Source organism: Abyssisolibacter fermentans, from assembly GCF_001559865.1.
In the GTDB taxonomy this organism is placed as follows: Bacteria; Bacillota; Clostridia; order Tissierellales; family MCWD3; genus Abyssisolibacter; species Abyssisolibacter fermentans.
Map to the genome: position 1 here is coordinate 21,287 of NZ_LOHE01000061.1, position 7,638 is coordinate 28,924.

At 27.9% G+C, this 7,638-nt stretch carries 7 protein-coding genes; 5 read left to right on the plus strand and 2 right to left on the minus strand.

Translation table 11 applies throughout. The features are described 5' to 3' along the window. The first annotated feature begins 330 nt into the window (after positions 1–330). Positions 331–3,501, plus strand: coding sequence for a DEAD/DEAH box helicase (locus AYC61_RS10880; RefSeq protein WP_066501775.1), 3,171 nt, complete (start codon positions 331–333; stop codon positions 3,499–3,501). A gap of 63 nt (positions 3,502–3,564) precedes the next feature. Next, on the plus strand, positions 3,565–4,575 hold the full coding sequence (locus AYC61_RS10885) for a hypothetical protein (protein WP_066501777.1): 1,011 nt from the start codon (positions 3,565–3,567) through the stop codon (positions 4,573–4,575). A gap of 101 nt (positions 4,576–4,676) precedes the next feature. Here AYC61_RS10885 and AYC61_RS10890 read toward each other — a convergent pair whose 3' ends face one another. After that, positions 4,677–4,880 carry a DUF1657 domain-containing protein gene (locus tag AYC61_RS10890; RefSeq protein ID WP_066501781.1) on the minus strand — a complete coding sequence of 68 codons (204 nt, stop codon included), beginning with the start codon at positions 4,878–4,880 and terminating at the stop codon, positions 4,677–4,679. A 137-nt stretch (positions 4,881–5,017) separates the two neighbouring features. Here AYC61_RS10890 and AYC61_RS10895 point away from each other — a divergent pair, with 137 nt between their 5' ends. The 3 genes from AYC61_RS10895 (at position 5,018) to AYC61_RS10905 (ending at position 6,971) form a co-directional block, all read left to right on the plus strand. Next, positions 5,018–5,479, plus strand: coding sequence for a spore coat protein (locus tag AYC61_RS10895; protein WP_066501783.1), 462 nt, complete (start codon positions 5,018–5,020; stop codon positions 5,477–5,479). 87 nt (positions 5,480–5,566) lie between these two features. Next, positions 5,567–6,253, plus strand: a complete 687-nt coding sequence (locus tag AYC61_RS10900) for a DUF421 domain-containing protein (protein WP_066501785.1) — start codon at positions 5,567–5,569, stop codon at positions 6,251–6,253. A 13-nt stretch (positions 6,254–6,266) separates the two neighbouring features. Further along, the gene (locus AYC61_RS10905; RefSeq protein ID WP_066501787.1) at positions 6,267–6,971 is read left to right on the plus strand and encodes a YetF domain-containing protein; all 705 of its coding nucleotides are present in this window, start codon (positions 6,267–6,269) and stop codon (positions 6,969–6,971) included. A 126-nt stretch (positions 6,972–7,097) separates the two neighbouring features. Here the strand turns inward: AYC61_RS10905 and AYC61_RS10910 are convergent, their stop codons facing one another. Further along, positions 7,098–7,472: a hypothetical protein gene (locus AYC61_RS10910; RefSeq protein ID WP_066501789.1), complete on the minus strand. Its 375-nt coding sequence runs from the start codon at positions 7,470–7,472 to the stop codon at positions 7,098–7,100. Positions 7,473–7,638: the final 166 nt, after the last annotated feature.

Genomic DNA, 7,638 nt, shown 5'->3' on the forward strand with positions numbered 1-7,638 from the left:
TTATAGGAGTTGCAAAATGCAAATAAAAAAATGTGGATAACTATCATTGTTTTGGCTCATTAATTTTGGGCGAGGGGAACCTTCTAATAATCTTTGACGGTTCCGACAAGAGTTCGTTTCTTTTGATTTGAGTAGAAGCGATGGAGAAACGAACTCTTAAAGTCACGCTTTCAAAGAAACATTAGAGTGTTCCCTAATGACTATATTGCGTAATTTTTGCAACATATATATGGGGGAAACTGATGTATTTCAATACATTTAAATGTAGTATTTATGATTAGTGTAGCATTTGGTAATCAACTATTATTAGTTTATTAAAGGGGTGTTCTAATGAAAGAGGGAATTTACGAGGAGGTTATAAGTAAGGAGCTCAATAGTAGACTATATGAGTTAAAAGATATGTATATAGATAAAGATAAGATAGATGTTGAAGAAGCTAAAACAGTTCTTTCAAAATATGTTAGCGAAGTCATTAAAAGAGGTCTTAGTTATATAAGAGATAATAAAACAAAAACAAACTTGAATGAAAAAGAAATATTATTAAAGCAAATAAAAGCATGTAATGAGATTATAGATAAGCTTAGCATGATATCAAATGAACAATCTTTGAAGGAATATGAAATAAGTGAAGAGGCGGAGATTTTAACTGCTTTATATTCAAAGATAAATTCAATTAGGAGTATAAATAATAAACAAAGACCAGTAAGACCCACTACATCACTATCTCAATGTTCTCTTTTTACAGGAGCGTCAAAAGAACCAAGTCTCATTAGTGAGTTTAAGAAGGAGATATTATCCTGTGATTCTATAGATATGTTGGTTTCTTTTATTAAATGGAGTGGTATAAGACTTATATATGATGAGTTGAAGGAGTTAACAAAAAGAAATGATACTAAAGTTAGAATAATAACTACATCTTATATGGGAGCAACAGATTTTAAAGCGATACTTGAGCTAAGTAAATTAAAGAACGTAGAAATAAAGATATCATATGATATTAAGAGGACTAGATTACATGCTAAAGCATATATGTTTAAGAGAGAGACAGGCTTTACAACAGCGTACATAGGTTCATCAAATCTATCAAATCCAGCAGTGACAAGTGGTTTAGAATGGAATATGAAGGTTACAGAGAAGGATTCATTTGATATAATAAAAAAATTTGGAGCTACCTTTGAGAGCTATTGGAATGATGGAGAATTTATTGGGTTTTCAGGTAAAGATGAAAATGATAAAGAGAAATTACGACAAGCATTAAAAAAGAATAATAGGACTGATAGTGAAGTTAATTTTATGTTAGATATAACACCATATTACTATCAAAAGCAGATACTAGAACAACTTCAGGCAGAAAGAGAAATATTTAGTAGAAATAAGAATTTAATAGTAGCAGCAACAGGAGTAGGTAAAACAGTAATATCGGCTTTCGATTATAAAAGATTTGTGAGAGATAATCAAAGTAAAAGATTATTATTTGTAGCACATAGAGAAGAAATATTGAAGCAAAGTAGAGATACTTTTAGAGCAATACTTAAAGATGGAAATTTTGGGGATATGTTTGTTGGACAGAATAAACCTAGTTCATTAGACCACTTATTTATCAGTATACAGAGTTTTAATAGTTCGAAGCTATATGACAAGACTACATCAGATTATTATGATTTTATAATAGTAGACGAATTTCATCATGCAGCTGCACCATCGTATAAAAAATTGTTAGAGTATTATAAGCCAAAGATATTATTGGGACTTACAGCTACACCAGAGAGGATGGATAACAAGGATATACAAAAATATTTTGATAATAAAATAGCAGCAGAAATAAGATTGACAGAAGCAATAGACAGAAAACTTCTATGCCCATTTCAATATTTTAGTGTAGCTGATAATGTCGATTTATCAAAGTTGAAATTTGGAAGGAAAGGTTATGACACAAATGAATTAACTAATCTATATACAGATAATCATATGAGGTCAATACAGATATATAATAGTATTAAAAAGTATGTAACAGATATGAATGAAGTAAAGGCATTATGCTTTTGTGTAAGTATTAAACATGCACAATATATGTCAAACTTCTTCAATAATAAGGGACTTAAATCAATGTATTTAACAGGACAATCATTACCTCAAGAAAGGAAATTAGCAAAGCACAAATTAGAAACTGGAGAAATAAACTATATATGTGTAGTTGATTTATATAATGAAGGTATAGATATTCCAGCAATAAATACAGTTTTATTTTTAAGACCAACAGAGAGTTTAACAGTATTCTTGCAACAGCTTGGTAGAGGTCTTAGACTTCATGAGGGAAAAGAATGTTTAACAGTACTAGATTTTGTGGGACAAGCACATAAAAGTTATAATTTTGAAGAAAAATTTCAAGTATTGTTAGGAAAAACAAAACATTCAGTAAAATATTATATTGAAAACGGGTTTATAAATTTGCCAAAGGGTTGTCATATTCAATTAGAAAAGCAAGCAAAAGAGTATATTTTAAACAATATAAAACAAGCAATTAATACTAAAGCAAAATTGATAAGTATGATGCAAAGTTTTGAAACGGATACAGAGATGAAGCTTACATTAGAGAATTTCTTAAATCATCATCATATATCGGTAGTTGATTTCTATGGAGGAACAGGAAAAAGAAGCTTTTACAGAATGATAGTAGAGAGTGGTTTGTGTGAATGTATTAGTAATGTAGATGAAGAATTGATAGTAAAGAGGTTAAAAAATCTGTTTCATATTAATTCCAGAAGGTTTATTAAATACAGCATAAATTTATTGAGTGATAGTTTAGTTTTTAAAAATGATTTCAATTATCAAGAAGAAAAGTTAATGAAAAATATGCTATATTATACTTTCTATACAAAGCATCCAGCTAAAATGAACTTTGCTTCTATAGAAGAAGGCATAAATAAACTAAAGCAAAATAGAGAAATGAAAGAAGAGATAATAGAAATATTAAAATACAACTACAACAATATACATTTTGTAGATAAAAAAATAGATATAGGTTATGAATGTCCTTTAGATTTACACTGTATGTATACAAGAGATCAAATACTAGCAGGATTAGGAGACTACAACGAAGTTCAAAGTCCAACTCTGCAAGCAGGAGTGAAGTATTTCAAAGAAAGAAATATAGATGCATTTTTCATAACATTGAACAAGAGTGAAAAAGACTTTTCACCATCAACCTTATACGAAGACTATGCAATCAATGAACATTTATTTCACTGGCAAAGCCAGAGTACAACGTCCGTTAACAGTCCAACAGGACAAAGATATATAAATCATAGAAGGTTAGGAAGCAAAGTATTATTATTTGTAAGAGAGTACAAAAACTTGAATAATATAACAGGACCATACACATATCTAGGAACAGCAGAATACGTAAGTCACCAAGGCAACAGACCCATAAGCTTTGTATGGAGATTAAATAATAGTATGCCACCTGAGATGGTTAAGGTGGCTAATAAGAACATATTGTAAGTAATGATTCTTAAATATTAAAAAGCCAGATAAAGATTGTTTATATTAATGGAGGGGAAAAATATGTTTCTAAAAGATTTAAAACAAAAAATGCTTTTACCTAAGAAAGAAGTTTTCATAAATAAGATAGTAAAGATTAGAGGAATTGATGTTCAATTAACTTCTATAACCATGGAAGAACATAGAAATGTATTATGGGCGATATATTTTGATGAAAAAGTAGATTTAGAAGAGAGAACAGAGTATAGTTCAAATAGAGATGAAAAGATTAATAATATTAACAACAAAAAGCGTTTTTCTCATATAAATATAGCTGAAATGATAATTCAAAAACAAAAGATGACATTTTATTCTTCAAGCACAAGCCGTATATATGATATGAAATATGAAGGGCATATGCTGTTACAGCACTTTATTGAAAATGGAATGGATACAACTAATTGGGATGAAGTTAGCTTAGCTGATATAGTTATTGTAGCTTATGAACAAGAAAAAAGCGAAGAATTTCCTACAATAGACTTGTCAAAGGAATTAGATATTACTTTAAAAGTTAGTCAAGATGTTAAGGAAGTACTAATAAACAAACCAATGTGTCTAGATTTCAATGAAGTGAAAAAAGATAATAAATTTTATTTTTATGATTCCATAGAAAATAAAAATCGTGTTTTTTATATTGATGAAATGCAGCATTATGATATTTGGGAAGATGTAGAGCATAAGTTTAATGAGCGAATGAAAGATTTTCCAAAGGAACAGATTAAGCAGTTGAAAGAAGATTATAAGGATAATCTAAAAGATATTTGCCCTAGAGGAATGAACTTAGCATTAGTTGAATATGAAGCTGAGGATGATATACAACTTAAATTCTATACTAAAGAATATTTGGAAGAAAGACCAGTTCATAAATCTTCATCAACCATGATGCTTTTTAAATCAGATAAAAATAATGGCGTTAATGGGTTCAGAAGTCGAATATGTATGATTAAGCCTGTAGAAAAAGATTTTAATGGTAGTATTGATGTTGAATTGTTCTCATGGTATAAGGTAATACCAGAAGAGATAATATTGGTTTAGGAGTTGGAGAATGCATAATATTATCATTACAAAAACAGTGTAAATAAAATCAAGATAAAAAAATACTGCTTACATACGTGTAAGCAGTATTTAATAAAATATTATTCCCTATATTGAGGCTCCTCTGATTTTACAAAATCAACTCTACTTTGAAGTGTCTGAGCTATATTTTCAGCTGTTTGAGACATTTGTTTAAAAGTTTGCTTAGCTTGTTGATCGTTTGTATCCAATGAAAATGTTTTTAATTGAGCGGCTAAACCTTGAACGCTTGCTAAAGCCTGTTCAAGTTTATTTATTGTAGTCATATTGATTACCTCCTTAAAATATTAAACTTTAAAATCTAGTATGTGTAGATTATAAAATTTTATTAATTTGAAATAACAATTATTTGTTGAATATTATTGCAATGATTTACTAAAACTACCTTTGGAGGTGAATTATTATGCAAATACAACTTAGTCAAAAAGAAAGAATGTTTTTAGAGGATGGAAAAGTTCAAGAGGAAATTTGTGTTCAAAAATATAAAAACTACGCACAGCAGGCTCAAGATGCTGAGTTGAAGCAACTATTTACAAAAATTGCTGGAGAAGAACAACATCACTATGATATTATTAATCAAATGCTTCAAGGACAACAGCCAAATTTAAGCCATGGTCAACAGGCTCAACAAGCTACAATTAAGAATAATCTGCAAGGAACTATGAATAATCAAAGTGATAAAGTACTTTGTACCGATTTATTATCTACTGAGAAGTATGTTTCAGGAACATATGATATTGATGTTTTTGAATCAGCTAATCCTATAGTTCGGCAGGCTATGCAGCATATTCAACAAGATGAACAAAGACATGGTGAAGAACTTTTTAATTATATGAATAGTCATGGGATGTATAACGTAAAATAAAAAAATATATAGATAAATAAAGATAAGTTCAATGTTATTTTTGAACTTATCTTAATTTATCTGGGATTATGTATAAAAGGTGATTTTATGGATATAAATACGATTTTTTTTGAAGGTGAAAAATTAGGTATATTAGAATTATTTATTAGGACATCTATTTTATATTTTATGTTATTTGGTTCAACTAAGATAATGGGATTTCGTCAGCCTGGTATAGTAACTTCATATAACTTTTTAATGGCTGCAGGCATTAGCCATATTGCAGCTTCTCGTATGGTCAGTCCTAAATCAAGATTAGTAGATGCTATGGCTATAATTATCGTGTACACTTTCATTAATTTTATTATATCGTACTTGTATTTTAAAGTTCCATCTATGGTTTCTCAAAAGCCTATAATACTAGTCAAAAATGGCAAGATAAAAAAGAATAATCTGTTAAAAGCAAAGCTAACAGTTGATAATTTATTTTCTATATTAAGGCAAAAAGATGTACCTAATCTTGAAAAAGTAGATTATTTAATTGCTGAATCTACAGGTGATTTTAGCTCAGCTGTCAATAGCAATAATCATCCTGTAACTAAACTAGATATGGGAATCAAAACTACACAAGAAATTTTACCTCAAATTCTTATATATAAAGGAAAAATAGATGAAAAAATACTTAAAAAGAATGGATTAAACTATGATTGGATTCAGAACGAACTTAAATCTAATGAATTAAATGATATTTATTTAGGAGTTTTAACTTCTAATAAAGATTTATATATAAATTAGTAGGAGAAAACTTATGACGCAGGTTTTTGGAGTTATAAAAAATATTTCATTATTTGGGTATGTAATAAGAACACTTATAGTCGGGATAATAGTTTTTTTTGTAGGAAAGTATATACCAAAAAGAGCTGTAAATCAGCTTACTGCATATGATTTTGTATTGGCATGGTTATTGGGAGCTCTTACAGTTGCTCCATTGCTAGACGGTGAAATTTCGTTTAAATACATTATAGTTCCATTATTAACTTTATTCTTGTGGCATTGTATATTTATTTTGATATCATTAAAAAATAAAAAATTATCACTTTTTTTAAATGGAAAACCTGTAATTTTAATAGATGATGGCAAAATAATCAGAAATAATCTAAAAAAACATTTCATAAACATTGACTTACTATTGACTGAGTTAAGGATTAAAAATATTTTTGATATTTCAGAAGTTAAATACGCAATTCTAGAACCTAATGGTCATTTTAGTATTATAAAAAAAGAATCGCATAGACCAGTTACCCCAATAGATGTTATGTTATCTAGTAAACCTGTAGATTTACCTTTAGTAGTTATAAATGATGGTAAAGCATTTGATGAAAATTTAATAAAATCAGGAGTGGATAAAGAGTGGCTTATGAATAATCTTTCTATGTACAATATAGATGACATAACAAATGTTTATCTTGCTACTATAGATGCATCAAAGAAATTATATGTTGCTAAAAAATGAAGATATAAGAATAATCAAAACAAAAAGGGTTGTCTAAAATGTCTTTGAGATAACCCTTATGTATCAATTGATGTTCTATCACCTTCATCAACAAAAGTTGTATAATTATTTGCTAGGAGATTAGTTTCATGCATCTAAAGCAAAATCAACAATTACCCACTTATCATTTATAAATTCATATATAAATTGATGGAACAATATTGATTTAAAAGGTTTTTCTTGAATACTTATAGTAATAATTATCCTTTTATCTTTTTTTTCAAAAGAGTTTAAATCTATTTTTTCTATTAACACTTCTTTGTTTGTATTTCTAAACATTGTATCTAAAAGATAGTCTCTTGATTTTTCAGTAGAATTATTAACGAGTATATTTTTAGTTCCTGTATATGTTGCTAAACTTACAGAGATTGATTTTTGTTTTAAATATTCAATTTCATTAACAGTTGTTTTATCTTTATTTAATGTACAACTAGTTAATAGTATTAAAGTGAGTGTTACCATAGCATAAACTAGTATTGTTTTGAAGTTAAATTTAATTTACACCACCACTTTCTTATTGTATAAATTATATATGTAGACAATAGTTTTTTTTAGTGTATCATATTAAAACAATAAATACAATATATAGAAATATTAAGTTATTATATATAAATTGCAATATTAAATG

Bases quoted from the DNA above. Each gene is read 5' to 3' on its own strand.
- AYC61_RS10880 (WP_066501775.1), top strand. From the start codon at position 331: ATGAAAGAGGGAATTTACGAGGAGGTTATAAGTAAGGAGCTCAATAGT.
- AYC61_RS10885 (WP_066501777.1), top strand. From the start codon at position 3,565: ATGTTTCTAAAAGATTTAAAACAAAAAATGCTTTTACCTAAGAAAGAA.
- AYC61_RS10890 (WP_066501781.1), bottom strand. From the start codon at position 4,880: ATGACTACAATAAATAAACTTGAACAGGCTTTAGCAAGCGTTCAAGGT.
- AYC61_RS10895 (WP_066501783.1), top strand. From the start codon at position 5,018: ATGCAAATACAACTTAGTCAAAAAGAAAGAATGTTTTTAGAGGATGGA.
- AYC61_RS10900 (WP_066501785.1), top strand. From the start codon at position 5,567: ATGGATATAAATACGATTTTTTTTGAAGGTGAAAAATTAGGTATATTA.
- AYC61_RS10905 (WP_066501787.1), top strand. From the start codon at position 6,267: ATGACGCAGGTTTTTGGAGTTATAAAAAATATTTCATTATTTGGGTAT.
- AYC61_RS10910 (WP_066501789.1), bottom strand. From the start codon at position 7,472: ATGGTAACACTCACTTTAATACTATTAACTAGTTGTACATTAAATAAA.